Consider the following 25,029-nt stretch of genomic DNA (forward strand, 5'->3'; position numbering starts at 1 on the left):
CCGATGACCCCCGGCGTGTGTGCCGGAGAACAGCAAAGACGGCGCCTGCGGGCGCCGTCTTTGCTGGTACGCGCACTCGGCAGCCGCGCGCTGAGCCCGACACCCGGCGGCCTACGCCTGCCGTGACAACATTTTGGGCTCTGATTGATCCCCATTCTCCATGCCTTGACTATGCTTTGGTTCTCTTTTGAGCCTAAACAAGGAGCCGACCATGGCATGGACTATCGATGACTCGCAACCCCGCATCCTCTACAACAAGGACAAGCACGTGGCCGTGCCCCCTGCGGGGATGAGCAAGTACCACGAGTGGCGCCGGGAGATAGTGCGCGGTACCGATCCCAAGAACGCTGCCGACAAGGTGGGCGACATGCACTACGAGCAGCTGAGCGGTAAGAATAAAGGGATCTACACGATCCGCCTCAGCCAGGAGCACAGGGTCGCTTTTACCCTCAACAGCACCCTGCAGCAGGTCAATGTCATCAGCATTGGCGGCCACTTCCCGCCGAGTTGAGTGACGGACGAGTCATCATGACGGCGCCCCGGCGCCGTTTTTTATGGGGACGTGGGGGCAGAGGGAGGCGCCAAGGTGGTGGTGCCACTCTCTTGCAGTGCCAGCTTCCGGTATCGTTCGATGACGCCTTCTTGCTTCATCTGTTTCAGCACGGCGGCGAGAGGGCCGAGCATGCTCTGATGGCGCCGGTGCAGATAGACGAAAGAATCCGCCGTGATCATGACGCCGGCGGAGTAGATCCGTTGGTAGTCGACAGAGTGAACCACCAGATGTTGCAGAGCCTGGCGGGCAATCATGGACTGTTCTACGTAGATATCGCTGCGGCCCTTGAGCAGCTTGTTCATGCCCTGGGCCACGGTGCCGATGGTGGAGAGTCGTTCCCCGCTGACCACTTTGCCGAGTTCGATCTCCGGCAGTTTGGCTCCGCGCCTGTACTCCACCCGATAGGAGGTCGGTTGCAGGCTCTGCCATCCTGACAGCCGTATGTTCGGCAGAGCCGTGTAGACCTCGTAGGAGAGGGGGAAGTGAGACTCCGGCACTCGCAACAGGGCCTGGGTCTGGCTCTGGTAGATCGCCGGTCTGTGGATCTCGCCATCGACCTCTCCCCTGGCCGCCAGATAGGGAGCCCGTCCACCGGGATAGCCAAGATAGGTGAAGCGATAACCGAGGCGGGTAAAGGCATCGCGATAGATAAGTTCGAGCCAGCGCCCGTACATGGACTCCTTGGTCTCGGTGGAACTCACCAGAGTGATCTGATCCGGTCCGCTGGCCCCCATGGCAAAGGGGGCCAGCAGTGCCATCATCAGCATGAAACATCGCGATACAAATGCCATACCGGCTCCCTGAATGTCCGCCAGCCTACTCTGGCGCGACAGTTACCAGCCTAGCTCAGTGGTGAGGCGGAAACCTGATTGGTGCAAAGACGAGAGGGGGTATTGCAGCGTTTCGCGCTGTCATTATGGCTGCTGTAGCCAGGGTGATCGGCGATCTTGATACTGGGCAGCGGTAATGAATTGTCCAAATGTCTCACACCAGACGATCACGCTGTTGTAATCGGCCGGGTTCACATCGGTCGGCAGCGGCACGATGAAGTTGTCGAAGGTCTTCACCGCGCCGACGTGCGCCATCCGACCCTTGAGGCGAGCAAAATCCGCCTCCGTTTCCACGAATTCCGGCGATAGATAGAGCTGATAGTCGGGTCCGGGCGCCAGTCTGCCCATCAGGCTGATGGCGGTGGGCCCGACGCTCACCCGGCCCTCTCCCCAGTGCAGCCGATCGCTGTCCTTGAGCTCTCGCTTGAAGGTGCCCTGATAGGTCGCCTGCGCCTGGCTGGCCGCCACCTGCTCGCCGCTCGGGCCGGGCGGTGCTATCAGGATCGGCAGCAGATAGATGCCGGCGGCAAAGCCCGCGCCCCCCACCAGCAGGTGAGTGGCCAGCAGCAGGGCGATTGTCTTGCGTTGCATGATGCCTCGCGCGTTGATGAAATGATGCCCCACCCTAACAGCGCAACGCCGCCATGCCCATCCCGGTCTGGGGGGCATGGCGGCATTCTCTGCGGCGAACGGGCCCGGACGAGCCGAGAGCGCATATGGGGTCTTACTGGATGCTGACCGACAGGGTGTGAGGCACCTGTTCGCCGCGGCGGGCGGAGGCGCGCATCTGGTAGACCTGGATCTGGTACTTGCCGGCGGCGGGCAGGGCGCCTTGCCACTTCTCGCCGACCGCACCGGATCCCAGCGCCTCGGCCTCACCGGGCACGGCCCCTGGTGCGAAGACGTTGAAGTTGGCATTGCTGCTGCCAGCGATGCTGATCGTCATGGTCTGGCCCGCCTTGGCGACCAGGGTGTAGTTGATGCTGTCGTAGCCCTTGAAGTTGCCCTTCATCTGGGCGCTGTGCGCCCCCTTGGCAAATTGCACCGGCACTGTGGTGACCTTGTCGGCCGCCTGGGCCCCGGTCACCAGCGTCATGGCCAGCAGGGCGGCCTGGATCGCTCTCTTCATTGTTGCACCTCGTGAGGAGGGCCCTGTCACTCTGGCAGGGCCACCCAGACAAGATAGGCCTAAATCGATGGGCTGCCTATGGGCGAAGAGACGGGCGTCCTGGTGCGGACGGGGGAGGCCGTCTGGAGGGCATGGCTGAAGTGAAGGGGCCGGACGGCCCCTTCGGTGTGCCTGTGTCAGACCCCTGACTTGATGGCGGTCCAGATACGGGTGCGTGCCCGTTCTGCCTTGGCCGGCAGCGGCTTGAGCGGGAACAGGTGTGCCATCTGCGCGGCGGTGGGGACCAGATCCGGGTTGTCGCGGATCTCGGCCTTCACCAGCCCGATGCCATCCTTGTTGGGGTTGGGATAGCCGGTCTTGTCGCTGATGGGCGCAATGACCTTGGGTTGCAGCAGGAAGTTGATGAACTGGTAGGCTTCGTCGACATTGGGGGCATCCTTGGGGATGGCCAGCATGTCAAACCAGATGGGGGCCCCTTCCTTGGGTTGGCGCATCGCCACCTTGACCCCGTTGCCGGCATCCTTGGCGACGTTGCCGAACTGGTAGAAGCTGCCGGAGTAGCCCACGGCCACGCAGATATCGCCGCTGGCGATGTCGTTCATGTATTTGGACGAATGGAAGTAGCGGATATAGGGCCTGACAGAGAGCAGCAGCGCCTTGGCTTTCTCGTAGTCAGCCGGGTTGGTGCTGTTGGGGGGCAAGCCCAGATAGTTCAAGGCGATGGGGATGATCTCGGCCGGCGAGTCGAGCAGGGTGATGCCGCACTTGGCCAGCTTGCTGGCGTACTCCTGCTTGAAGATGAGATCCCAGCTGTCCACCGGCGCCTGGTCACCGAGCGCCTCTTTTACCTTGTCGACGTTGTAACCCATGATCACGGTGCCATACATGTAGGGCACGGCGTGCTCGTTGCCGGGATCGTTTGTCTGCAGCAGTTGCATCAACTTGGGATCGAGGTGTTGCCAGTTGGGCAACTTGTCGCGATCGAGCTTGAGAAAGACCCCCGCCTGTACCTGCTTGGCCAGGAACATGTTGGACGGCACCACCACATCGTAGCCGGAGCGGCCGGCCAGCAGCTTGGACTCCAGCGCTTCGTTGGTATCGAAGACGTCATAGGTGAGTTTGATCCTGGTCTGGGCCTTGAAATCGGTCAACGCCTGGTCGGTGATATAGTCTGACCAGTTGTAGACATGCAGCTCGCCACTCTTGGCCTGGGCGACGGGGGAGAGCAGTGTGCCAGCCAGCAGGCTGGCGGCATACAAACGGGTGAGTGTCTTCATGACAGTAATCTCCATGTTGCAAAAACGGTCGCAAATCAGCGTTGTTCAAACCCTTCCAGCACGTTCACGGCATTGATGCCGATGGCTTCCACCGCATAACCGCCCTCCATCACGAACAGCGTCGGCAGGCTCAGCGCCTGAATGCGCTTGCCCATTGTCAGGTAATCCGGGCTGGTCAGCTTGAAGCGCGAGATGGGATCCTGCTCGAAGGTGTCGACCCCGAGCGAGACCACAAGCACCTCGGGCTGATAATCGTCGATGGCCTGGCAACCCTGCTCCAGCGCCGCGCTCCAGACTGGCCAGTCGCTGCCGGCGGGCAGCGGCAGGTTGAGGTTGCAACCCTCTCCCGCCCCGGTCCCTGTTTCGTCGGCATAGCCAAGGAAGAAGGGGAACTCGATGGCCGGATCGCCGTGGATCGAGACAAACAGCACGTCGCTGCGTTCATAGAAGACTGACTGGGTGCCGTTGCCGTGGTGATAGTCCACATCGAGGATGGCCACCTTGCGATAGCCCTGATCGATGAAGGCCTGCGCCGCGATGGCGGCATTGTTGAGATAGCAGTAGCCCCCCATCAGATCGGCGGCGGCATGGTGGCCGGGGGGACGGCACAGGGCAAAGGCACTGCTGGCACCGGACGCGATATGGTGCTGGGCGGTGAGCGCCACCTGGGCCGAGCTGTAGGCCGCCTGCCAGGTGCCGGCGGTGATGGGGACGCCGGCATCGAAGCTGTAGTAGCCAAACTGGCCGTGCACGCTGTCCGGTTTCTGCTGGCGCAGGGTACGGGTCGGCCAGGTGTAGGGCAGCAGATCCCCCTCCTGCCCGAGGGCCGCCCAGCGTGCCCAGGCGCCTTGCAGAAAGTCGAGCATCCCCTGATCGTGTACTCGAAGGATTGGCTCCAGTCCCCAATCCCGGGCTGGCTGTATGGGGCCGAGCTGGCGTGCCAGCAGGCGTTCGCGGATGAAATCGGCCCGCTCCGGCTTTTCGAAACAGGGCATCAACTGACCGTCGATCAGCTCGCATCTTCCGTGGTGCAGATGGTGATCATCGCTGTAGATGGTGAGCATTGCGGCTCTCCTTTTGCTGGGGTGACGGCACCATTGTTGGAGAGTGTTGCAAATATGTGAATGCTGGCTGCGGCCAAAAGGGGATAGATCAGGCCAATCTGGACGGCCTGATTGTCCTTTTTATGCGCACATCAATGGCGAAACTGGCTGGGGGGCACACCGCTCCACCGCTGGAAGGCGTGACGGAAGCTGGCACTCTCGCTGAATCCCAGCTCTTCGGCGATCTGATAGATGGCGTGGCGCTTCTCCGCCAGCAACTGCTTGGCGCGCTCGAAGCGCAGATCGTCGAGTAGCTCCTGGTAGTTGGTGCCCATCTCATAGAGGTGACGGCGCAGGGTGCGAGCGGAGCAGTGCATCTGGTCGGCCAGGGCCTCCAGCCTGGGCGGGGCCGAGAGCTGGGTGCCGAGCAGCTCGCGAACCCGGGCCAGCCAGCGCTGGCGGGTGTTGAATTCGGCGTTGAGTTTGCGGCAGCGCACCAGCATCTCGTTGTGGGTGACCGGGTTGGCCAGCGGCAGCCGCATCATCAGGACACGGGTGTCGATGGCAAAGGCATCCTGTTCGCTGTCGTAGCGAATGTGGGGGCCGAAACTGGCGTGGTAGCTATCGGCGTAGCTCGTCTCGGGCTGGCTGAACTCGGCGCGGCGCACCGGCAGCGGCTGGCCGACCAGATCGCTGCAGGTCTGGCGCAGCGACGCCAGACACATCTCGATGTTGAAGCGGCGCAAGTCTTCACGCTGGCGGTAGTGACTGGCACAGATCCAGGCCAGATCGCCATCGATGCGCAGTTGCAGGTGGAAGTAGGTCCCAAGCAGAGAGGGGTAGGCAAACATCAACTGCAGCGCGTCGCCGAGGGTGGCGCTGGAGATGGCGGCATAGCCGAGCAGGCCATAGGCGGAGATGTGCATGCGCTGTCCCAGCTGCAGGCCGAGATCCGGGTGGTGAGACAGACCGTTGGCGCACACGGTCAGCTCCTGCTGGCGGGTGATGCGGGCGTCGTTGTTGTGCACGTCGGTCACATCGATAGCGCTGTGGGCCAGCAGGGCGGCGGTGATCCGCTCCTGCTGCTGGGGGGAGGCCTCCTCGCACAGGTAATCGAGCGCCAGCGAGACCACGTGCAGGGTCGTCAACTGTGATTCCAGCATGGCTAATTCCCTTATCCTTGATGGAAGTGATAACGGCACCACTGTATCTGGAAAGGTGGGCTGTGCACCAAGGATCCGCGTATTTATCGCCGCCTTGTCAACGCTGGCTGAAATAAATGGCGTCTATTGGCGCCAGGCAGCATGTGTCCAAGCCACCGCCCTTGTAGGTTCGATTAGCGCAGCGTAATCGGACGAACGAGAGGCCGTTGCTTCGGCTGTTTTGGCGAGTCAGGGGCCGCCAGCCGGAGGGGAAATTTGGGATGGCCGTGATGGCGGGAGAATCCATTTACGCGAACGTCCGATTACGCCTGACGGCTAATCGAACCTACAGGCGTTCCTTGGATTGTTTCATTTATACATAAATCCTGCCAGTTATTACTAATCATCTTTTGTATGGACGAAATAATCATATTGAATCCACTTTCACAGAGTTCATGGTTATCCATAATTTTATTTTCTATGTGATTATCAATATCAACTGGTCTTATTGGGTGTGGTACTTTGTATCCTCCATGAACTAAAGAGCTCCTGAAATCATACATTTTTCTTAAGGTCTTCTTGGTTTTTTCTTTTTGCTTATCATCCAATTCAAGGAGAAGGGCCATTCTATTTATGATATTGCTAAAGCCTTCGCCAATCTTTGTGCCAAAAAGAGCTTCTAGAGCATGAAAAATCCAAACTATGGTCGTTTCATCGAAGCTTTCTCTTTTACAAATGTGCATGGTCGAAAATAAAGCTTTTTCAATGTTTGTTTCTGATATTGTCTTAAGTGTTGAGTTTACATTCTTATACCAAAACATAACTAAATTAAAATCTAACTGATGAATTGGTAAAGATTGGTTTTTTATGTTTTCCATATACATACATTCGAAGAAGTAAGACGATAGAAACAGTTTTTCTGGATGTCCATTTTTTCTTGGGAATTCAATGTTCAGAAAGTCACAAGAACCAGGAGATGCTAGGTTAGCGATCATAAATACATCATAAAGATATTTTTCCAAAATTATTTTTGGTAAAAATGCTTCTTCAGATTCTGTAAGCGTGCCATCAATATCAATTTTTGCTATTAATGGTATTTTTTTAAAGTATAGTGCAGAGAATTGGTTGAGAAAATCAGAGTCATAACTCTCAGTGGTGATTTGATTACTTATTCTATTTGTCACCTCATCAAGAGCTTTCTTATGTTTCACAACAGGTAACCAGCTAACCTCAACTGAGGCCGACAAACTTTTATATAAAATGCAATAATTACTAAGTTTGTTTGTGATTTCTTGCCATAAGATGTCATCTTGGGATTGTATTTTTATATCCTCATCAGGAGAAATCTCTGACAATCGACTATATCTTCCCAAATTAAACTCAATAATTTTCTGCATGGTATCAATCCCATTTTGCTGTAAAAACGGCACCAAGAGGTGCCGTTTTTAATATCACTTACTCAACCCTAATCACTGCAGCAGCGAGATATCCGCGACTTGCAGGAACAGGTTGCGCAGGTTGTTCAGCAGTGCCAGACGGTTGGCCTTGAGGGCCGGATCTTCGGCCATCACCATCACCTCGTTGAAGAAGGTGTCGACCGGTTCGCGCAGGGCGGCCAGACGGGTGAGGGCGGCCTGGTAGTCGCCGGCGGCGAACAGCGGCGCCAGCTCGGCTTGCAGCGCTGCAACCTGGGTGGCCAGCGCCTTCTCGGCGGCATCCTGCAGCAGCTCAGCCTTGACCACGGTCGGCAGCTCGCCTTCCACCTTGGCCAGGATGTTGCTCACGCGCTTGTTGGCGGCGGCCAGGGCCAGGGCGGCATCCAGGCTGCGGAAGTGGCTGACGGCCTTGACGCGGCGATCGAAGTCGAGCGGACGGGTCGGGCGGCGGGCCAGCACGGCCAGCACCACGTCGGCACCGATGCCTTCGTCCTGATAGGCGGCGCGGAAGCGGCCCAGCATGAAGTCGACCACGTCGGTGACGACGGTTTTGTTGGTCAATTTGCCTTCGTAGACGCGTACCGCTTCTTCAACCAGTTCCACCAGATCCAGATCCAGCTGCTTCTCGGTCATGATGCGCAGGGCACCGATGGCGGCGCGGCGCAGGGCGAACGGGTCTTTGTCACCCTTCGGCAGCATGCCGATGCCGAAGATGCCGGCCAGGGTGTCGAACTTGTCGGCCAGCGCCACGGCGCAGGCTTCCAGACCGGACGGCAGGGCATCACCGGCGAAGCGCGGCATGTACTGCTCGTTCAGGGCCACGGCCACCACTTCGTCTTCACCGTCATGACGGGCGTAGTGCATCCCCATGACACCCTGGGTACTGGCGAACTCACCGACCATGTTGGTCATCAGATCGCACTTGGAGAGCAGACCGGCACGCTTGGCCTTGGCCACGTCGGCACCGATGCGCTCGGCGATGAAGCCGGCGACGGTCTCGATGCGCTCGACCTTGGCCTTGACGGTGCCGAGCTGCTGCTGGAACAGCACGGTTTCGAGGCGTGGCAGGCGCGAGGCCAGGGTCTGCTTCAGATCGGTCTTGAAGAAGAACTCGGCGTCAGACAGACGGGGGCGAACCACCTTCTCGTTGCCGCTGATGATCTGGCTCGGGTCCTTGGACTCGATGTTGGTGACGAAGATGAACTTGGGCAGCAGCTTGCCGTTCTTGTCGTAGACCGGGAAGTACTTCTGATCACCCTTCATGGTGTGTACCAGCGCCTCGGCGGGCACGGCCAGGAACTTCTCTTCGAAGTTGGCGGTCAGCACCACCGGCCATTCGACCAGGGCGGTGACTTCTTCCAGCAGGGCGTCGTCCAGATCGGCGACCCCACCGAAGGCGGCGGCGGCCGCTTCGACATCGCTCTTGATCTTGGCCTTGCGGGCCATGAAATCGGCTACTACCTTGCCTTTTTCCAGCAGGATCTGCGGGTATTGGCTGGCGTTGTCGATGATGATCTCGCTCTCACCCATGAAGCGGTGGCCGCGGAGGGTGCGGGCGGAGTCGATACCCAGGATGGTGGCGGGCACCAGCTCGCCATCCAGCAGCAGGGTCACGGTGAACACCGGACGCACGAACTGGATGGTCTTGTCGCCCCAGCGCATCATCTTGGGGATGGGCAGCTTGGCCAATGCGGCAGCGACCAGATCACCCAGCAGTTCTTTGGCCGGGCGGCCTTCAACCTTGGCGTTGTGGACCAGCCACTCGCCCTTGTCGGTGACCAGACGCTCGGCCTGTTCGACGGTGATGCCGTTGCCACGAGCCCAGCCTTCGGCAGCCTTGGTCGGCTTGCCATCGGCATCGAACGCCTGGGCCACGGCCGGGCCGCGCTTCTCGATGCTCTTGCTCGGCTGATCGCTGGCCAGTTCGGATACTTTCAGTGCCAGACGGCGCGGGGAGGCGAACCACTCGACATCGCCGAAGGCCAGATCGGCCTTGGTCAGCTCGGCCTTGAGGTTGCCTTCAAAGGCTTCGGCCAGGGAGCGCAGGGCCTTGGGGGGCAGCTCGGCGGTGCCGATCTCTACCAGAAATGTATGTTGTGCCATGTCCGTTCCTTAACCTTGCTTGTTCTCAGTGCGCTGACACATGGGGAAGCCCAGCGCCTCGCGGGAGGCGTAGTAGGCCTCGGCCACGGCCTTGGTCAGGGTGCGAATGCGCAGGATGTAGCGCTGACGCTCGGTGACCGAGATGGCCTTGCGGGCATCCAGCAGGTTGAAGGAGTGAGCGGCCTTGAGGATGCGCTCGTAGGCAGGCAGCGGCAGCGGTTTTTCCAGTGCCAGCAGGTTCTGGGCTTCCTTCTCGTACTGCTCGAAGCAGTGGAACAGGAACTCCACGTCGGCGTGCTCGAAGTTGTAGGTGGACTGCTCCACCTCGTTCTGGTGGAACACGTCGCCGTAGGTGGTCTTGCCCAGGGGGCCGTCAGACCAGACCAGGTCGTATACGCTGTCGACGCCCTGGATGTACATGGCCAGACGCTCGAGACCGTAGGTGATCTCGCCGGTGACCGGCTTGCACTCGAGGCCGCCAACCTGCTGGAAGTAGGTGAACTGGGTCACTTCCATGCCGTTCAGCCACACTTCCCAACCCAGACCCCAGGCACCCAGTGTCGGGTTTTCCCAGTTGTCTTCCACGAAGCGGATGTCGTGGATCTCGGGATCCATGCCCAGCTCCTTCAGGGAGCCCAGGTAGAGTTCCTGAATGTTGTCGGGGGAGGGCTTGATGATCACCTGGAACTGGTAGTAGTGCTGCAGGCGGTTCGGGTTCTCACCGTAGCGGCCGTCGGTCGGACGGCGGGACGGTTGGACATAGGCGCAGGCGATGGGCTCCGGGCCCAGGGCGCGCAGGCAGGTCATGGGGTGGGAGGTACCGGCACCCACTTCCATATCCAGCGGCTGAATGATGGTACAGCCCTGGCGGGACCAATAGTCCTGCAACTGCAGGATCAGGCCCTGAAAGGTTTTGACATCGAATTTTTGCATAGTGTTTTTCGCGCGAAATGAAATCAGAGCAAGATTTGCTGAATGTGAACCGAGGGAGTATACCGTCTGGCATGGTCGGATAATAGGCGAAATTACAGGGGATTAGTGGGGGAATGCTGCATCCGGCCTGGTGGGGCCGGGGTGATGGCGGCCTGATCTCATCGTCGAAATCCCGCCGAGAGGCGACGATTCAATCACAGGAGACAAAGAATGGAACTGCGCTGCGCCTGGGTGACCAAGGACCCGGAATACATCGAATATCATGACAAACAGTGGGGGCGGCCGGTACGGGATCCGCGGGAGCTGTTCGCCAAGCTCTGCCTCGACGGCCAGCAGGCGGGCCTCTCCTGGATCACCATTCTCAAACGCACCGACAGCTACTATCGCGCCTATGCGGATTTCGATCCCAACCTCATCGTGCGCTTCGATGAGCAGGATCTGGAGCGGTTGATGCAGGACACCGGCATCATCCGCAATCGCCTCAAGGTACAGTCGATCATCAAAAATGCCCGCGCCTATCTGGCGCTCGAGGCGCAGGGTATCGATTTTGCGGACTACCTGTGGGGCTTCGTCGGCGGTGCGCCCATCGTCAACCAGCGCCAGGGCAACGGCGACATTCCCGCCACTTCACCCGAATCCGATGCCATGGCCAAGGCGCTCAAGAAGCTGGGTTTCACCTTCGTCGGCAGCACCATCTGCTACGCCTTCATGCAGGCGGTGGGCATGGTGAACGATCATCTGGTGACCTGCCCCTGCCACGCCGAGTGTCAGCAGTCATAGGGCTCTCTTGCCTCTGGTACAGCCTGGATACAGCCTGAAGAGCCAAAATATCTCTTTTGATCGCACAGATGCCGTGCCCGTGTCGGGGTAACGAGTCGAGGAGTGTTTATGAAAAAGTCTGTATTGATGTTGCTGGCCACCACCACGCTGCTGGCCGCCGCCCTGCCCGCCCAGGCCACCGTTCAGGGTGAGCAGCGCCGCGAGGCGCGCGACGTTCGCCAGGATACGCGCCAGGAGTCTCGCGAGCAGAAGCAGGAGTGCCGCGATGGCCTGGTGGGCAATGCCGATTGCCGTCAGGATCACCGTCATGACAAGCAGGAAGGGCGTCAGAAGGCCCGGGAAATCAAATACTGAGGTGAGGCTGACTCGCCTGCCATGTCACCACGAGGGAGCCCTGCGCCCTCGTGGTGATTCTTGTTTTCGAGCGTCACACTCTGGCGCCCCTCTCGGGTAGAATGCCGGGCCATTGGCCAGAGTCATTCTTCTTCAGAGGTTGTCCCATGCATTTCAAGAAACTTGTTCCCGCCCTTGCACTGACCATCGCCATCACTGGCTGCACCACCAATCCCTACACCGGTGAATCCCAGACCTCCAAGGGTGCTTGGGGCGCGCTGGCCGGTGCCGCCACCGGTGCCGCCGTGGGCGCGCTCTCCTCCAGCAAGGGGGATCGCAAGAAGGGTATCCTGACCGGTGTGGCCGCTGGCGCCGCCCTGGGTGGCGGTATCGGTTACTACATGGATGTGCAGGAAGCCAAGTTGCGCGAGAAGCTGCAGGGCACCGGCGTCAGCGTGACCCGCAACGGCGATCAGCTGATCCTCAACATGCCGAACAATGTCACCTTCGACAGCTCCAGCGCCCAGCTGAAGGCGGCCGGTGCCAACACCCTGTCCGGCGTCGCCATGGTGGTTGCCGAGTTCGACAAGACCCGCCTGAATGTGGTCGGCCACACCGACAGCACCGGTTCCCGCGAGCTGAACATGAAGCTCTCCGCCCAGCGTGCCGACGCCGTCGCCGCCCAGTTGATCGGCCAGGGTGTCACCGGCAGCCGCATCTCTACCACCGGGGTGGGCCCGGATCAGCCGGTCGCCACCAACAGCACCGCCGAAGGCAAGGCCCAGAACCGTCGGGTAACCATCACCCTGACTCCAACCGCCTGATAGCGCTGCGGCTCGTTCAAACAAAAAAGCCCCGCCAATCTGGCGGGGCTTTTTTCATGGGGACATGGCCCGTGTTCTTTGCCCCCTTCTCCCCCTTGCGGAAGAAGGGTTGGGATGAGGGGCTAACCCTGCCTTAAACAGCTGCGGTCAGCTGCACTTCAACCTTGTAGCCTTCGTGGGCGAGACGGGCCTGCACGCAGGCTCGCACCGGGGCGGTGTTGGCGAGAGGATCCAGGCGGCCCGCCGACTTATACGGCGGCGGTCAGTTGTACTTCGACCTTGTAGCCTTCGTGGGCGAGGCGGGCCTGCACGCAGGCTCGCACCGGGGCCGTGCCTGCCGGGATCCAGGCGTCCCACTGGGCGTTGAAGGCGGCGATGTCGCCAATGTCCTTGAGATAGATGTTGGCCATCAGGATCTTGTCGACCCCTGAGCCATTGGCTTCCAGCAGGCGTTGCAGGCTGGTCAGCACTTCGCGGGTCTGCTCATGGATGTCGGCTTCATCCGTGGCGGGCACTTCCACCACATAGAGGGTGCCGTTGTGAATGACGACATCTGACCAACGCTGGGTGGTACCGACTCGGGTAATGGCTGTCATGGGCTCTTCCTGCTGTGGGATCACTGACCCTTGCGGATCAGATAACGGTATGGGGCCTGCTCGGTTTCACTGGCGATCAGGGTGTGATCCATGAAGCGGCAGAAACTGGGGATGTCGCGGGTGGTGGAGGGATCGTCGGCACTGACCAGCAGGGTCTCGCCTTCGGCCATCAGCCGCACTTTTTTACGCACCATCATTACGGGCTCGGGACAACGAAGCCCAATTGCGTCCAACTCATGAGTTGCGTCGCAGAATAAAGCACTCATCAATAATAAACCTTCAACCAATTCAGCTGCCAATGATACTCAAGGCGAAAAAATAATCAAATCGGGAGGCCATTTGGCAGCATATGTAACCAAAGTGTGATCTGGCTCTATTCACACCCCGCCCGATGAGTAATATAAAAATTGAACCATATTCAACAAGGAGGTGTGAATATGCAGGTCTCCTACGGCAGATTGCAAGCCTACGCAGGCATGGGGTTCTTGTCATTCGCGATGATAGTGCTGGGCAGCCCCATCGGAAACACCGGCACCTGGTTCGGGTCCATGGTGATGATAGGGTTGGGACTCTGGATAGAGCTCAGCGACTACTATGACGAGGATGAGGACGAGAACGATCGCTCCTGACCCCAAGATGACGACTCAAAGGCGGACCCGGTCCGCCTTTGTCATTTCTGCTCCGCGCCGGTGCCGCTGCGGGTCGAGCGCATGGCCCGCTCCAGTTGCAGCGCCGTCTGCTCGGGGTTGGCCCTGGGGTCGTTGAAGAAGCTGCTCAGCACATCCATGATCGCCTGGCGCATATTGGTGGGCACCGCCATCCCGTCCGACATGCTGGGCAGCAGGTTGCCCTCCTGCTCCGCCTGCTGGAAGTCCTGGTATGAGCGGATGGCGCAGCGATCGAACTGGCGCATGTCGGGTTGGCTCAGCGCCGGGATCGAGCCCTTGACCCGGTTGAATCGGGCCTGGAATGCCGGCGTCATCAGCAACTGGGCCAGCTCTCCCTGTGCCTGCAACTGGGCGGGGTCCCGCTGCTTGAACATGGCGATGGAATCCAGGTTGTAGCTGAACAGGCCTGCGCTGCCGGGGCTCGGCAGACACTCGATGTCTTCCCCCGGGCGATAGTTGCCGGCACTCAGCTCCCCTTTCACCCAGTCCCCCATGATCTGCATGGCGGCGCCGCCGCTCTCCAGCAGATTGGTGGCCTGATGCCACTTCAACCCGGCGTACTTCTCGGGCACGAAGTCGCGCAGCTGCTGGAAGCGGGTCAGTGCCCGCACCATCTCGGGGCCGGTGAGGGTAGCCGGATCCTGTTCCAGGAAGGCCTTGCGATAGAAGGTTTTGCCTCCTTCCCCCAGCACCACGGTTTCGAACAGCACGGTCAGCTGCCAGGGTTCATTGCCGATGGCGAGCGGTGTCACCCCCTTGGCCTTGAGCTGCTTGGCCACCGTCACGAACTGATCCCAGTCGGTGGGCGGGGTGAGCCCGAGCCGCTCGAAGACGGCGCGGTTGAGCCAGAGCCAGTTGATCCGGTGGATGCCGATGGGGACGGCCATCAGGGTGCCGTTGTGGCTGAGGGTATCCCGCACCATGGGCGGCATCTTGGGATACCAGCCGAGATGTTCGGCCATGGGGCTGAGGTCGCGCAGGAAGCCGAGGCTGGCCCATTCATCCAGCTCATAGCCCTTGAGGTTGGCCGCCTCCGGCGGGTTGGCCGCGAGCGCCCGGCTTTTCAGCACCGTCATGGCGCTCTTGCCGCCGCCGCCCTGTACCGCGAAGTCGTTCCACTGGTTGCCGCGCTCGGCCCACTCTGACTTGAGCACCTCCACGGCCTTGGCTTCACCACCCGAAGTCCACCAGTGCAGCACCTCTACTTGCGAAGCGCTGACAGGAAGGGAGAGCAGGGTGACGACGGCAAACGGGGACCACTTCATGACTACTGCCTTGGTAGGGAGAGAGTGGCCTGCAGGCCACCCTGGGGGCGATTTTCCAGCACCAGATCACCGCCATGGGCATGGGCGATGTTGCGGGCGATGCCAAGGCCAAGGCCGGTGCCCGAGGGGTCCGTGCTCAGCCGGTAATAGGGTTCGAAGATGCGTTCGAGTTGATCCTCCGGCAGGCCCTGACCCTCATCCATGATGAAGAGGATCAGCATCTCTTCGTCATCCATGATGATGATGCGCACCCAGTTGCCGTACTTGATGCCGTTGTCCACCAGGTTGCCGATGCAGCGTTTGAGCGCCAGCAGCTTGCCACGATAGGGCCACTTGCACTGCCCCTCGATGAAGAGCAGGTCCTCGTGCAGGTTCAAGGACTCCGCCATCTGCTCCAGCAGGGCGTTGACGTCGATCTGCTCGATGTTCTCGTGAATGTCGGTCTCTTTGACGGTCTGCAGCGCCCCCTTCACCATCAGTTCCAGTTCGTCCAGATCCTTGTTGAACTTGGCGATCTGCACCTCGTCGTCCAGCAGCTCGACCCGCAGCCGCAGCCGGGTGATGGGGGTCTTGAGATCGTGGGAGATGGAGCTGAACAGCCGCTCCCGATCGTCGATGAAGCGGCGGATGCGCTGCTGCATGATGTTGAAGGCGCGGGTGGCGGCGACGATCTCCGAGGCTCCTTCCTCCTTGAGGGCGGGCTGGTCGATGTCCTTGCCGAGGTTGGCCGCCGCCTTGGCGAGCCGGCGCAGGGGCCGGGTCTGCCAACGTACCAGCATGAAGGTGAAGAAGCAGAGGAAGACCGTCATCAGGGCGATGAAGCGCACCTGGTTGCTCGGCATCACGGTGTCGTCGAGGGTCATGTAGGGGGCGGGCAGCAAGGCCGCCAGATAGAGCCACTCCCCCGGTTCTATCTCGATCTGGGTCACCAGCACCGGCGGGTTGATGGGTTCCAGCGACAGGGTGTAGCGGGCCCAGGAGGAGGGCAAGTCCGCCAGCAGGGTGTCGTTGTTGAAGACATGCAGCTCCTCGGGGCGGGAGAAGTCCACCTTGATGGCCATGGCATCGGAGAGCTTGCGGCCCAGCACATCCTGCACCTCTTTCAGGACTAGCGTCTTGCGTTCGCTGTCCGGAATGGCGCTGATGTGGATCTCTTCTTCATTGAGGGAGACGAAGAAGCGGCTGCCCCCCATGTTGCGCAGCTGATCCAGTGCGATGTGGCGGTATTGCAGGGGCAGGGACTTGAAGAAGTTGACGGTGGAGGCCGCCGACAGTGCCAGGTTGCGGGTGGTGCTGAGCATGCCCTCCAGCTCCCGCTTCTGGATCTGCTGCATCCAGATGCCGGTGAGTATGGTCTGGGAGAGCAGGATGGCGAGCAGCAACAGCAGCAACATCCGCGACAGCAGGGAGCGGGGCACCAGGGCTTGCCAGAATCGCCGACCTCTCATGGGGTTTCGTACCTCTTGTCTGCCTGCATCGGGTCGCTACCGCGGAGTCTGCCTGTCATGGGGTCTGGTGCACCTGTTGTGGATCCCGCCGCGTCAGCGTGCGCTCAGGGGATCTCGTGGACTTCGGCGATCAGCATGTAGCCGCTGCCGCGAATGGTCTTGATGATGCGCGGGCTCTTGCCGTTGTCACCCAGCTTCTGGCGCAGACGGCTGATCTGCACGTCGATGCCCCGTTCCATGGGCAGGCTCTCGCGGCCACGGGTGGCGTCCGAGATGGTGTCCCTGTCAAGCACCACGCCGGGTTGCTGCAAAAACATGCCGAGCAGCAGGGCGTCGCTGCCGGAGAGATCCAGCAGGCTGCCATCGTCGTGGGTCAGCTGATGGCTCAGGGTGTCCAGGGTCCAGTCGGCGAAGCGCAGGCGGCGGCTCGGCTCCTTCTCTTTCTCCGGCTGGCGAAATTCGGCGCGGCGCAGCAGCGCCTTGATGCGGGCCTGCAACTCGCGGGGGCTGAACGGCTTGGCGATGTAGTCATCTGCCCCGAGCTCGAGGCCGATCACCCGATCCGCCTCGTCGGAGGCCGCGGTCAGCATGATGATGGGCACCTGGGAATCGCGGCGGATCTGCTGGCAGAGGGTAAAACCGTCGTCGCCGGGCATCATGATGTCCAGAATGATCAGATCCGGGCTGTGCTGGGCGAGTTGCTTGCGCATCTCGTTGCCTTCGGCCGCGGTCAATACCTCGAAGCCCGCCCGGGTCAGGTATTCGTTGAGCAGCTCGCGGATCTCTTGGTCGTCGTCGACGATCAGCAGTTGTTTGCTCGTTGACATATGTATGTGCATCCACCCATTTTTTTGTGCAGATTGAACCTGTCGGGGGAGTAAAAAGCAAGCAAGGCCCCCTTCGAATGTGAAGTTATGGGCAATATAACCCCGGAATCGCGGATCTTCAGTGGTGGCAAGGAAAAAAGGCCGACCCAAACGGGACGGCCATGCGCAGATGCCGACGGCAGGAGCCACCCCGTGTGGTGGGCTCCACAGACTCGACAAAGGGCCGCAAGAGCGGCCCGAAAATTGACAAGACTAGCGTCCCTCGCAGGGGGACTGACGATGCCCGGCGTGACCGATCCGGTCGACGCCGGGCCTCTCGTTACACGCGCTCGAAGACGGTGGCGATACCCTGGCCCAGACCGATGCACATGGTCGCGACCCCCAGGGTGGCATCCTTCTCCTCCATCAGGTTGATCAAGGTGGTGGAGATGCGGGCACCGGAGCAACCGAGCGGGTGACCCAGAGCGATGGCGCCGCCATTCAGGTTCACCTTCTCGTCTACCTGGTCCATCAGCCCCAGATCCTTGACGCAGGGCAGGGACTGGGCGGCGAATGCCTCGTTCAGTTCGAACAGGTCGATATCAGCCACGGTCAGGCCAGCACGCTTGAGCGCCTTCTGGGTGGCGGGCACGGGGCCGTAGCCCATGATGGCGGCGTCGCAGCCGGCTACGGCCATGGAACGCACCTTGGCGCGCGGGGTCAGCCCCAGCGCCTTGGCTCTGTCCGCACTCATCAGCAGCATGGCGGCGGCACCGTCGGACAGGGCCGAGGAGGTGCCGGCGGTGACGGTGCCGTTGACCGGATCGAACACTGGGCGCAGTTGGCTCAGGGTTTCGACCGTGGTCTCCGGGCGGATCACCTCGTCATAGTCGTAGAAGAAGCGGGCGCCGCTGGCGTCATGGCCTTCCAGCCCGACGATCTGCTTGGCGAAGCGTCCTTCCACGGTCGCGGCATGGGCGCGGCGATGGGAACGGGCGGCGAACTCGTCCTGCTGCGCCCGGCTGATGCCGTGCAGCTTGCCGAGCAGCTCGGCGGTCAGCCCCATCATGCCGGATGCCTTGGCCACGGATTTCGCCATGCCGGGGTGGAAGTCCACCCCGTGGCTCATGGGCACGTGGCCCATGTGTTCCACGCCGCCGATGATGAAGATGTCGCCATCACCGACCTGGATGGCGCGGGAGGCATCGTGCAGCGCCTGCATGGAGGATCCACACAGGCGGTTGACGGTGACCGCACCGACCTGCTTCGGAATGCCGGCCAGCAGGGCGGCGTTGCGGGCTATGTTGAAGCCCTGCTCCAGGGTCTGCTGCACGCAGCCCCAGTAGATATCCTCGATCTCGTTCGGATCGAGGTTGGGGTTGCGCAACAGGATGGATTGCATCAGGTGCGCGGACAGGTCTTCTGCACGCACGTTGCGGAAGGCGCCGCCCTTGGACCGGCCCATGGGGGTCCGGATACAGTCGACAATGACTACGTCTTTCATGAATGGATCTCCTTTCCGCAATCAGTAGAAGGTTTTGCCCTGGACGGCCATCTCGCGCAACTTGTCGCTGACGCGGTAGAGCGGGCCCAGGTCGGCATACTGGTCGGCCATGGCCACGTAGGCATCCAGACCAATGGTGTCCAGATAGCGGAACACGCCGCCGCGGAAGGGAGGGAAGCCCAGACCGTAGACCAGGGCGATGTCTGCCTCGGCCGGGGTCGCGATGATGCCCTCTTCCAGGCAGAGCACCACTTCGTTGATCATGGGGATCATCATGCGGGCGATGATGGCGTCCTTGTCGAAGGCTTGCTGCGTCTTGGCGATGGGAGCCAGCAGCTCGTAAGCGGCGGCGTCCGCCACCTTCTTCGGCTTGCCCTTCTTGTCCTGCTCGTAGGCGTAGAAACCCTTGCCATTCTTCTGACCGAAGCGGCTCGCCTCGTACATCACGTCGATGGCGGTGCGACCGTCCTTGCTCATGCGCGCCGGGAAGCCCTGCGCCATGACGTCACCGGCGTGGTGGCCGGTGTCGATGCCGACCACGTCCAGCAGGTAGGCGGGGCCCATGGGCCAGCCGAACTCTTTCTCCATCACCTTGTCGACGGCCACGAAATCGGCGCCATCGGCGACCAGCTTGGTGAAGCCGAAGAAGTAGGGGAACAGCACCCGGTTGACGAAGAAGCCCGGGCAGTCGTTGACCACGACCGGAGACTTGCCCATGGCGGCGGCGTAGGCCACCACGCGGTTGATGGTTTCATCCGAGGTCTGCTCGCCGCGGATGATCTCCACCAGTGGCATGCGGTGCACCGGGTTGAAGAAGTGCATGCCGCAAAAATTCTCGGGGCGCTTCAGGCCCTTGGCCAGCAGGGAGATGGGAATGGTGGAGGTGTTGCTGGCGAGCACGGCGTCATCGCCGATGATGCCTTCCACTTCGCCGAGCACGGCGGCCTTCACCTTGGGATTCTCCACCACGGCTTCGACTACCACATCCACGTGCTTGACGTTGTCGTAGCTCAGGGTCGGGGTGATGGCACTGAGCACCTGGCCCATCTTGATGCCGTCGATGCGGCCCTTCTCGAGTTGGCCGTTGAGCAGCTTGGTGGCTTCACCCATGCCGAGCGCCAATGCTTTCTCGTTGATGTCCTTCATCACCGCGGGAATGCCCTTGCTGGCGGACTGGTAGGCGATACCGCCCCCCATGATGCCGGCACCCAGCACGGCGGCGTGGCCGGTGGCCTTGCTCGCCTGCTTGGCGGCCTTCTTGGCCAGGGCCTTGATGTGCTGATCGTTGAGGAAGATGCCGACCAGGGCCCTGGCCACGTCGGTCTTGGCCAGCTTGATGAAGCCCTGTGCCTCGACCACCAACGCCTCGTCACGGCTCATGCCGGCGGCGGCCTCGACGGTTTTGACCGCCGTCATGGGGGCCGGGTAGTGCTTGCCCGCCACGGCGGCAACCATGCCGGCGGCGGTACTGAAGCTCATCATGGCTTCCAGCTTGGACAGGCGCAGCGGGGCCTTCTTGGCGGCACGGCGTTTTTGCCAGTCCAGCTTGCCCGCGATGGCGTCCTTGATCATTTGCAGGGCGGCGCTCTGCAGGGCGGCGGGGGCGACCACGGCATCGACGGCACCAACCTTGAGGGCGTCATCGGCACGGTAATCCTTGCCGGTGGTGATCCATTCCAGCGCATTGTCGGCGCCGATCACCCGCGGCAGGCGGACGGTGCCGCCAAAGCCCGGCATGATGCCGAGTTTGGTCTCGGGCAGGCCAATCTTGGCGCTGGTGTCGGCCAGACGGAAGTCGGTGGAGAGGATGGTCTCGCAGCCGCCGCCCAGGGCGTGGCCCTTGATGGCGGACAGGGTCGGTACCGGCAGATCTTCGATGGCGCTGAAGATGTCGTTGGCCTTTTTCAGCCAGCCGAGCAGATCTTCTTGCGGCAGATCGAAGAGCTCCAGGAATTCGGTGATGTCGGCGCCGACGATGAAGGCGTCTTTGCCGGAGGTGAGGATCAGACCTTTTAGTTCACGTTCTTGTTGTAATGTGGCGATCGCTTCGCTCAGCGAGAGCAGGGTAGCGCGATCCAGCTTGTTGACTGAACCCGGGGCATCAAACCTCAGTTCGGCAATGCCGTGTTCGAGGTAGCTGACCGACAGGGTTTCGCCTTGGTAGATCATGAGAGTGTCTCCTTGTTCCCACGTGGTGGGGGGCTTTGCTCCTTTCTCCCCAGCAGGGGGCGAGGCTCAATATTGATCCAAAGCGAGACAATTACAACACCTATTTAAAACATTCGTTTAACACTTTTGGTGTAAAAGCTCTTGTCCGGGGAGGAGGCAGAATAAAGGCGCCTCTGGGCGCCTTTCACGTGGGGTATCCGGGTCAGCTGGCCAGTTCAGGCCGGTCGCGGTACTGGCTCAGCACCTCGGGATCGGCGAGGGCGTGGGTGTTGTTGACCGGCCTGTTGTGCACCACCTCGCGCACCGCCAGCTCCACTATCTTGCCGGACTTGGTGCGGGGGATGGCATCCACCTGCAGGATGCGGGCGGGGACATGGCGCAGGGTGCAGTGATCCCTGATCTGCTGGCGGATGCGCTCGCGCAGGGGCTCGTCCAGCTTGAGCCCAGCCCTGAGCTTGACGAACAGCACCACCCGCTCGTCCTGTTGCCACTGCTGACCGATGGCGATGCTCTCTTCCACCTCATCGAGCTGCTCCACGTAGCGGTAGATCTCGCTGGTGCCGATACGCACGCCGCCCGGGTTGAGGGTGGCGTCCGAGCGGCCGTAAAACAGGATGCCGTCATGGTTCGTCAGCTCGATCCAGTCGCCGTGGCACCAGACGTTGTGGAAGCGCTCGAAGTAGGCGGCGTGATACTTGTCACCGCTCTCGTCCCCCCAGAAGTAGATGGGCTGGGCGGGGAAGGGTTTGGTGCAGACCAGCTCTCCTTTCTCTCCCTGTACCGGCTGGCCCGATTCATTGAACACCTGTACCGCGAGGCCGAGGCCGCGACCCTGGCTCTCGCCGCGGTAGACGGGGCTGATGGGGTTGCCGATAACGAAGCAGGAGCAGATGTCCGTACCGCCGGACATGGAACTCAGTAGCACATCCTGCTTTATACCTTGATATACGTAGTCGAATCCTTCAGGAGAAAGCACGGAACCAGTGCTGCAGAGGAGGCGCAGCCTGGGCAATTCGTGGCTCTTTATGGGGGCATAACCCTGCTTGTGCAGGGCATCCAGATACTTGGCCGAGGTACCAAACAGGGCGACCTCTTCGTCGCGGGCGAGATCCCAGAGCACGTTGCCGTCGGGATAGAAGGGGGAGCCGTCATAGAGCACCAGGGTGGCGCCGGAGGCCAGGGCGCTCACCAGCCAGTTCCACATCATCCAGCCGCAGGTGGTGAAGTAGAAGATCCGCTCCCCCGGCTTGATGTCGCAGTGCAGCTGATGCTCTTTCAGGTGCTGCAGCAAGGTGCCGCCGATGCCGTGCACGATGCACTTGGGTTTGCCCGTGGTGCCGGACGAATAGAGGATGTAGAGAGGGTCGTTGAAGCCCATGGACTCGAACCGCAGGGTTGCGCCTGTCTGGCTTGCCAGGATCTGGCCCCACTCCTGACCAAGTTGCAAGGGATTGCCGAGCAGGGGGATCATGACCGTCTGCTCGATGCTGTCGATCTGGGCGACCACGCCGGCGACCTTGGCCTGGATATCGATGGCCTTGCCGCCGTAACGATAACCATCCACCGCGAACAACACGCGGGGCCGGGTCTGGCCGAAGCGCTCCACCACGCTGGCCTCGCCAAAGTCCGGGCTGGTGGAAGTCCAGACCGCCCCCAGACTGGTGGCGGCCAGCATGGCGATCACGGTCTCGGGGATATTGGGCAGATAGGCGGCCACCACGTCACCGCGGCCTATGCCCTGGCTGCGTAGCCACTGGCTCAGACGGGCAACCTGTTCCCCCAGCTCGGCCCAGCTCAGGGTCTGGCTCGCGCTCCCCTCGATGCGGGAGACAATGGCCGGGCTCTCGTCCTGGCGGCGCAGCAGGTTCTCGGCGAAGTTGAGGCGGCTGTCCGGGAACCAGCGGGCGCGCTGCATCTCCTGGCGGTTTTCCGCCACTATGTCTCCCAGCTCACCCTTGATGCCACAGTGCTGCCAGACCAGCGGCCAGAAGCGGGTGGTCTTCTCCACCGACCATTGATAGAGGTCGGCGTAGCTGCGCAGTTGCAGATCGTGGAAGTGGTTGACCTCGGCCATGAACTGATGAAGGTTGGAGTGTTGCATCCTGTCCTGATCCGGCTGCCACAGACAAAGGTTTTGCATGAGTCGTTCCTGACGGCTGATTTCTACTGTCTGGAGGCAGTGTATTGAATTGTTCTCAATTTGTTAATGCCTGGTTTTTGCTTCATAACAAAACCCTGTAACCTATGCGTTACCTCACGAAGGGAAAGCTTGACGGCTCGAGCCTTGATCCGCTTGATGTTATGCTGATCCCACATTTGCCCGGAGCAGGACGCCATGAGCAGTTACAGCCAACTTTTTGCCCAGCATCTCGATACCCTGCAGCAGCGCACCCGCGACATCTTTCAACAGCAGGGACTGGGTGGCCTGGCCATTCACTCGGGCCAGACCCATCGCATCTTCCTCGACGATCAGGACTATCCCTTCAAGGTCAATCCGCAGTTCAAGGCCTGGCTGCCCGTGCTGGACAACCCCCATTGCTGGTTGCTGGTGGATGGGGTGAACAAGCCGGTGTTGCTGTTCTACCGGCCGGTGGACTTCTGGCACAAGGTGGCGGACTTGCCCACTGCGTTCTGGGTCGACTTCTTTGACATCCGCTTCCTGACCAGGCCGGAGCAGGTCGCCGATCACCTGCCTGCCAACAAACAGGAGTGGGCCTATCTGGGGGGACACCTCGAGGTGGCCGAACTGCTGGGGCTGGGTCATCCCAATCCCGAAGCCGTACTCAACTACCTGCACTATCACCGTGCCTACAAGACAGCCTATGAACTCGAATGCCTGCGCGATGCGAACCGCATCGGCGTGCGCGGACACATCGCCGCCAAGGAGTCCTTCATGGCGGGGGCGAGCGAGTTCGAGATCAACCTGGCTTACATGAAGGCGGTGGGGCAGGGGGCCAACGAGGCACCCTATGGCAACATCATCGCCATCAACCGCAATGCTGCCATCCTGCACTACACCCACCTCTCCACCCAGCGGATCCCGGATGCGGAGCGTTACTCCTTCCTGATCGACGCCGGGGTGGACTACCAAGGCTACGCCTCCGACATCACCCGCACCTGGGCCTGGCGCCGTGGCGAGTTTGCCGACCTCATCGCCGCGCTGGATGCCCAGCAGCAGGAGATCATCGGCGAAATAAAGCCGGGTCGTCGCTACAGCGAGTTGCATCTGCAGATGCACCACCGACTGGCGCGCCTGCTGCAATCGGTCGAACTGGTAGACATGTCGGTGGACGAGATGATCCATACCGGCGTCACCAATGTCTTCTTCCCTCACGGGCTGGGTCACTTCCTCGGCCTGCAGGTGCACGATGCCGGGGGCTTCATGCAGGATGAGCGCGGCACTCACCTGTCCGCTCCCGAGCAGTTCCCCTATCTGCGTTGCACCCGGGTGATGGAGGTGGGCCAGGTGTTCACCATCGAGCCCGGTCTCTACTTCATCGACAGTCTGCTGGAGCCGCTGCGCCAGGGTGAGCAGGGCAAGCGCATCAACTGGAACAAGGTGGAGGCACTGCGCCCCTACGGCGGTATCCGCATCGAGGACAACGTGGTGCTGCACGGGGACGGGGTGGAGAACCTCACCCGGCAAGCGGGGCTCTGATGGCGGCAGCCTATGCCATTCCGGCGGCGCCACTGGAGTTGAGCGAGGAGATCAAGAAGAGCCGCTTCATCACCTTGATCGCACACAAGGCGACGGTGGACGAGGCCAAAGCCTGGGTAGGAGAGATCAAGCGGCAACATCCGACGGCCCGGCATCACTGCTGGGCCTTTGTCGCAGGGGCGCCGTACGATAGCCAGGTCTACGGCTTCAGCGATGACGGCGAACCTTCGGGCACGGCGGGCAAACCCATGCTGGCCCAGCTGATGGGTTCCGGCATCGGCGAGATCGCGGCCGTGGTAGTGCGTTACTACGGTGGCGTGCTGCTCGGTACCGGCGGCCTGGTCAAAGCCTATGGGGGCGGCGTCGGCGCCGCCTTGAAAGTGCTGGTGACCGAGCAAAAGCGGCTGCAACGCCCTTCCCTCATCCAGTGTGACTACGGCGACATGGGCACGGTGGAAGCGCTGATCAGCGTCCGTCAGGGGCAACTGCTGACGGCGGATTATGGCCAGCGGGTCAGTCTCCAGGTGGCCTG

General features: G+C 61.1%; 24 protein-coding genes (1 of these 24 only partly in view). 7 read left to right on the forward strand and 17 right to left on the reverse strand.

Going from position 1 to position 25,029, the window contains the following annotated elements:
- Positions 1-211: 211 nt before the first annotated feature.
- Positions 212-511, forward strand: coding sequence for a hypothetical protein (locus ABNP46_RS00570; protein ID WP_349920540.1), 300 nt, complete (start codon positions 212-214; stop codon positions 509-511).
- A 41-nt stretch (positions 512-552) separates the two neighbouring features.
- Here ABNP46_RS00570 and ABNP46_RS00575 read toward each other — a convergent pair whose 3' ends face one another.
- The 9 genes from ABNP46_RS00575 to glyQ all read right to left on the reverse strand — a co-directional run bounded on the left by ABNP46_RS00575 (position 553) and on the right by glyQ (position 10,446).
- Entirely contained in the window at positions 553-1,344 is a 792-nt protein-coding gene (locus ABNP46_RS00575; RefSeq protein ID WP_349920541.1) for a hypothetical protein, read from the reverse strand.
- A 123-nt stretch (positions 1,345-1,467) separates the two neighbouring features.
- Entirely contained in the window at positions 1,468-1,974 is a 507-nt protein-coding gene (locus ABNP46_RS00580) for a DM13 domain-containing protein (RefSeq protein WP_349920542.1), read from the reverse strand.
- 133 nt (positions 1,975-2,107) lie between these two features.
- Positions 2,108-2,512: a g-type lysozyme inhibitor gene (locus ABNP46_RS00585; protein ID WP_349920543.1), complete on the reverse strand. Its 405-nt coding sequence runs from the start codon at positions 2,510-2,512 to the stop codon at positions 2,108-2,110.
- A 176-nt stretch (positions 2,513-2,688) separates the two neighbouring features.
- Positions 2,689-3,789, reverse strand: coding sequence for a polyamine ABC transporter substrate-binding protein (locus ABNP46_RS00590; RefSeq protein ID WP_349920544.1), 1,101 nt, complete (start codon positions 3,787-3,789; stop codon positions 2,689-2,691).
- Positions 3,790-3,824: 35 nt separating this feature from the next.
- The gene (locus ABNP46_RS00595; RefSeq protein ID WP_349920545.1) at positions 3,825-4,853 is read right to left on the reverse strand and encodes a histone deacetylase family protein; all 1,029 of its coding nucleotides are present in this window, start codon (positions 4,851-4,853) and stop codon (positions 3,825-3,827) included.
- A 131-nt stretch (positions 4,854-4,984) separates the two neighbouring features.
- Positions 4,985-5,995 carry an AraC family transcriptional regulator gene (locus ABNP46_RS00600; protein WP_349920546.1) on the reverse strand — a complete coding sequence of 337 codons (1,011 nt, stop codon included), beginning with the start codon at positions 5,993-5,995 and terminating at the stop codon, positions 4,985-4,987.
- A gap of 302 nt (positions 5,996-6,297) precedes the next feature.
- Positions 6,298-7,371: a hypothetical protein gene (locus tag ABNP46_RS00605; protein WP_349920547.1), complete on the reverse strand. Its 1,074-nt coding sequence runs from the start codon at positions 7,369-7,371 to the stop codon at positions 6,298-6,300.
- 72 nt (positions 7,372-7,443) lie between these two features.
- Complete coding sequence (gene glyS, locus ABNP46_RS00610; RefSeq protein WP_349920548.1) at positions 7,444-9,513, reverse strand: glycine--tRNA ligase subunit beta; 2,070 nt, start codon at positions 9,511-9,513, stop codon at positions 7,444-7,446.
- A gap of 9 nt (positions 9,514-9,522) precedes the next feature.
- A complete protein-coding gene (gene glyQ, locus ABNP46_RS00615; RefSeq protein WP_041212022.1) occupies positions 9,523-10,446 on the reverse strand; it encodes a glycine--tRNA ligase subunit alpha in 924 nt (307 codons plus the stop codon).
- A gap of 210 nt (positions 10,447-10,656) precedes the next feature.
- Between glyQ and ABNP46_RS00620 the strand changes: the two genes are divergently transcribed.
- From ABNP46_RS00620 to ABNP46_RS00630, 3 genes are all read left to right on the forward strand, one after another.
- Positions 10,657-11,226: a DNA-3-methyladenine glycosylase I gene (locus tag ABNP46_RS00620; RefSeq protein ID WP_349920549.1), complete on the forward strand. Its 570-nt coding sequence runs from the start codon at positions 10,657-10,659 to the stop codon at positions 11,224-11,226.
- Between the two features lie 108 nt (positions 11,227-11,334).
- Positions 11,335-11,580, forward strand: coding sequence for a hypothetical protein (locus tag ABNP46_RS00625; RefSeq protein WP_349920550.1), 246 nt, complete (start codon positions 11,335-11,337; stop codon positions 11,578-11,580).
- A gap of 146 nt (positions 11,581-11,726) precedes the next feature.
- Complete coding sequence (locus ABNP46_RS00630) at positions 11,727-12,383, forward strand: OmpA family lipoprotein (protein ID WP_349920551.1); 657 nt, start codon at positions 11,727-11,729, stop codon at positions 12,381-12,383.
- Between the two features lie 248 nt (positions 12,384-12,631).
- Here the strand turns inward: ABNP46_RS00630 and ABNP46_RS00640 are convergent, their stop codons facing one another.
- Positions 12,632-12,979: a RidA family protein gene (locus ABNP46_RS00640; RefSeq protein ID WP_349920552.1), complete on the reverse strand. Its 348-nt coding sequence runs from the start codon at positions 12,977-12,979 to the stop codon at positions 12,632-12,634.
- Positions 12,980-12,999: 20 nt separating this feature from the next.
- On the reverse strand, positions 13,000-13,245 hold the full coding sequence (tusA, locus tag ABNP46_RS00645; protein ID WP_042642635.1) for a sulfurtransferase TusA: 246 nt from the start codon (positions 13,243-13,245) through the stop codon (positions 13,000-13,002).
- Between the two features lie 171 nt (positions 13,246-13,416).
- Here tusA and ABNP46_RS00650 point away from each other — a divergent pair, with 171 nt between their 5' ends.
- Positions 13,417-13,608: a hypothetical protein gene (locus tag ABNP46_RS00650; protein ID WP_033132548.1), complete on the forward strand. Its 192-nt coding sequence runs from the start codon at positions 13,417-13,419 to the stop codon at positions 13,606-13,608.
- 41 nt (positions 13,609-13,649) lie between these two features.
- Here ABNP46_RS00650 and ABNP46_RS00655 read toward each other — a convergent pair whose 3' ends face one another.
- The 6 genes from ABNP46_RS00655 to ABNP46_RS00680 form a co-directional block, all read right to left on the reverse strand.
- Entirely contained in the window at positions 13,650-14,912 is a 1,263-nt protein-coding gene (locus ABNP46_RS00655) for an ABC transporter substrate-binding protein (protein WP_349920553.1), read from the reverse strand.
- Positions 14,913-14,914: 2 nt separating this feature from the next.
- Positions 14,915-16,360, reverse strand: a complete 1,446-nt coding sequence (locus ABNP46_RS00660; protein ID WP_349920554.1) for an ATP-binding protein — start codon at positions 16,358-16,360, stop codon at positions 14,915-14,917.
- A gap of 104 nt (positions 16,361-16,464) precedes the next feature.
- A complete protein-coding gene (locus tag ABNP46_RS00665; protein WP_349920555.1) occupies positions 16,465-17,187 on the reverse strand; it encodes a response regulator transcription factor in 723 nt (240 codons plus the stop codon).
- Between the two features lie 319 nt (positions 17,188-17,506).
- Positions 17,507-18,670: an acetyl-CoA C-acyltransferase FadA gene (gene fadA / locus ABNP46_RS00670; protein ID WP_434476167.1), complete on the reverse strand. Its 1,164-nt coding sequence runs from the start codon at positions 18,668-18,670 to the stop codon at positions 17,507-17,509.
- 21 nt (positions 18,671-18,691) lie between these two features.
- Complete coding sequence (gene fadB / locus ABNP46_RS00675; protein WP_349920557.1) at positions 18,692-20,839, reverse strand: fatty acid oxidation complex subunit alpha FadB; 2,148 nt, start codon at positions 20,837-20,839, stop codon at positions 18,692-18,694.
- Positions 20,840-21,041: 202 nt separating this feature from the next.
- On the reverse strand, positions 21,042-22,979 hold the full coding sequence (locus ABNP46_RS00680; protein ID WP_349920558.1) for an acetoacetate--CoA ligase: 1,938 nt from the start codon (positions 22,977-22,979) through the stop codon (positions 21,042-21,044).
- A 195-nt stretch (positions 22,980-23,174) separates the two neighbouring features.
- On the opposite strand from ABNP46_RS00680, the gene pepQ reads away from it, so the two are divergent.
- Together pepQ and ABNP46_RS00690 are read left to right on the forward strand one after the other, a co-directional pair.
- The gene (pepQ, locus tag ABNP46_RS00685) at positions 23,175-24,497 is read left to right on the forward strand and encodes a Xaa-Pro dipeptidase (RefSeq protein ID WP_349920559.1); all 1,323 of its coding nucleotides are present in this window, start codon (positions 23,175-23,177) and stop codon (positions 24,495-24,497) included.
- Positions 24,497-25,029, forward strand: the 5' portion of a protein-coding gene (locus ABNP46_RS00690; protein ID WP_349920560.1) for a YigZ family protein. The gene runs 85 nt beyond the window's last position; the window shows 533 of its 618 coding nt (coding positions 1-533); the start codon lies at positions 24,497-24,499; its stop codon lies off the right edge, out of view. The genes pepQ and ABNP46_RS00690 overlap by 1 nt, the downstream gene beginning before the upstream one ends.

The organism is Aeromonas veronii, from assembly GCF_040215105.1.
Classification (GTDB): domain Bacteria; phylum Pseudomonadota; class Gammaproteobacteria; order Enterobacterales; family Aeromonadaceae; genus Aeromonas; species Aeromonas veronii_G.

Excerpts from the sequence above, each read along its gene's own strand:
- ABNP46_RS00570 (WP_349920540.1), top strand. The coding sequence starts at position 212 with ATGGCATGGACTATCGATGACTCGCAACCCCGCATCCTCTACAACAAG.
- ABNP46_RS00575 (WP_349920541.1), bottom strand. The coding sequence starts at position 1,344 with ATGGCATTTGTATCGCGATGTTTCATGCTGATGATGGCACTGCTGGCC.
- ABNP46_RS00580 (WP_349920542.1), bottom strand. The coding sequence starts at position 1,974 with ATGCAACGCAAGACAATCGCCCTGCTGCTGGCCACTCACCTGCTGGTG.
- ABNP46_RS00585 (WP_349920543.1), bottom strand. The coding sequence starts at position 2,512 with ATGAAGAGAGCGATCCAGGCCGCCCTGCTGGCCATGACGCTGGTGACC.
- ABNP46_RS00590 (WP_349920544.1), bottom strand. The coding sequence starts at position 3,789 with ATGAAGACACTCACCCGTTTGTATGCCGCCAGCCTGCTGGCTGGCACA.
- ABNP46_RS00595 (WP_349920545.1), bottom strand. The coding sequence starts at position 4,853 with ATGCTCACCATCTACAGCGATGATCACCATCTGCACCACGGAAGATGC.
- ABNP46_RS00600 (WP_349920546.1), bottom strand. The coding sequence starts at position 5,995 with ATGCTGGAATCACAGTTGACGACCCTGCACGTGGTCTCGCTGGCGCTC.
- ABNP46_RS00605 (WP_349920547.1), bottom strand. The coding sequence starts at position 7,371 with ATGCAGAAAATTATTGAGTTTAATTTGGGAAGATATAGTCGATTGTCA.
- glyS (WP_349920548.1), bottom strand. The coding sequence starts at position 9,513 with ATGGCACAACATACATTTCTGGTAGAGATCGGCACCGCCGAGCTGCCC.
- glyQ (WP_041212022.1), bottom strand. The coding sequence starts at position 10,446 with ATGCAAAAATTCGATGTCAAAACCTTTCAGGGCCTGATCCTGCAGTTG.
- ABNP46_RS00620 (WP_349920549.1), top strand. The coding sequence starts at position 10,657 with ATGGAACTGCGCTGCGCCTGGGTGACCAAGGACCCGGAATACATCGAA.
- ABNP46_RS00625 (WP_349920550.1), top strand. The coding sequence starts at position 11,335 with ATGAAAAAGTCTGTATTGATGTTGCTGGCCACCACCACGCTGCTGGCC.
- ABNP46_RS00630 (WP_349920551.1), top strand. The coding sequence starts at position 11,727 with ATGCATTTCAAGAAACTTGTTCCCGCCCTTGCACTGACCATCGCCATC.
- ABNP46_RS00640 (WP_349920552.1), bottom strand. The coding sequence starts at position 12,979 with ATGACAGCCATTACCCGAGTCGGTACCACCCAGCGTTGGTCAGATGTC.
- tusA (WP_042642635.1), bottom strand. The coding sequence starts at position 13,245 with ATGAGTGCTTTATTCTGCGACGCAACTCATGAGTTGGACGCAATTGGG.
- ABNP46_RS00650 (WP_033132548.1), top strand. The coding sequence starts at position 13,417 with ATGCAGGTCTCCTACGGCAGATTGCAAGCCTACGCAGGCATGGGGTTC.
- ABNP46_RS00655 (WP_349920553.1), bottom strand. The coding sequence starts at position 14,912 with ATGAAGTGGTCCCCGTTTGCCGTCGTCACCCTGCTCTCCCTTCCTGTC.
- ABNP46_RS00660 (WP_349920554.1), bottom strand. The coding sequence starts at position 16,360 with ATGAGAGGTCGGCGATTCTGGCAAGCCCTGGTGCCCCGCTCCCTGCTG.
- ABNP46_RS00665 (WP_349920555.1), bottom strand. The coding sequence starts at position 17,187 with ATGTCAACGAGCAAACAACTGCTGATCGTCGACGACGACCAAGAGATC.
- fadA (WP_434476167.1), bottom strand. The coding sequence starts at position 18,670 with ATGAAAGACGTAGTCATTGTCGACTGTATCCGGACCCCCATGGGCCGG.
- fadB (WP_349920557.1), bottom strand. The coding sequence starts at position 20,839 with ATGATCTACCAAGGCGAAACCCTGTCGGTCAGCTACCTCGAACACGGC.
- ABNP46_RS00680 (WP_349920558.1), bottom strand. The coding sequence starts at position 22,979 with ATGCAAAACCTTTGTCTGTGGCAGCCGGATCAGGACAGGATGCAACAC.
- pepQ (WP_349920559.1), top strand. The coding sequence starts at position 23,175 with ATGAGCAGTTACAGCCAACTTTTTGCCCAGCATCTCGATACCCTGCAG.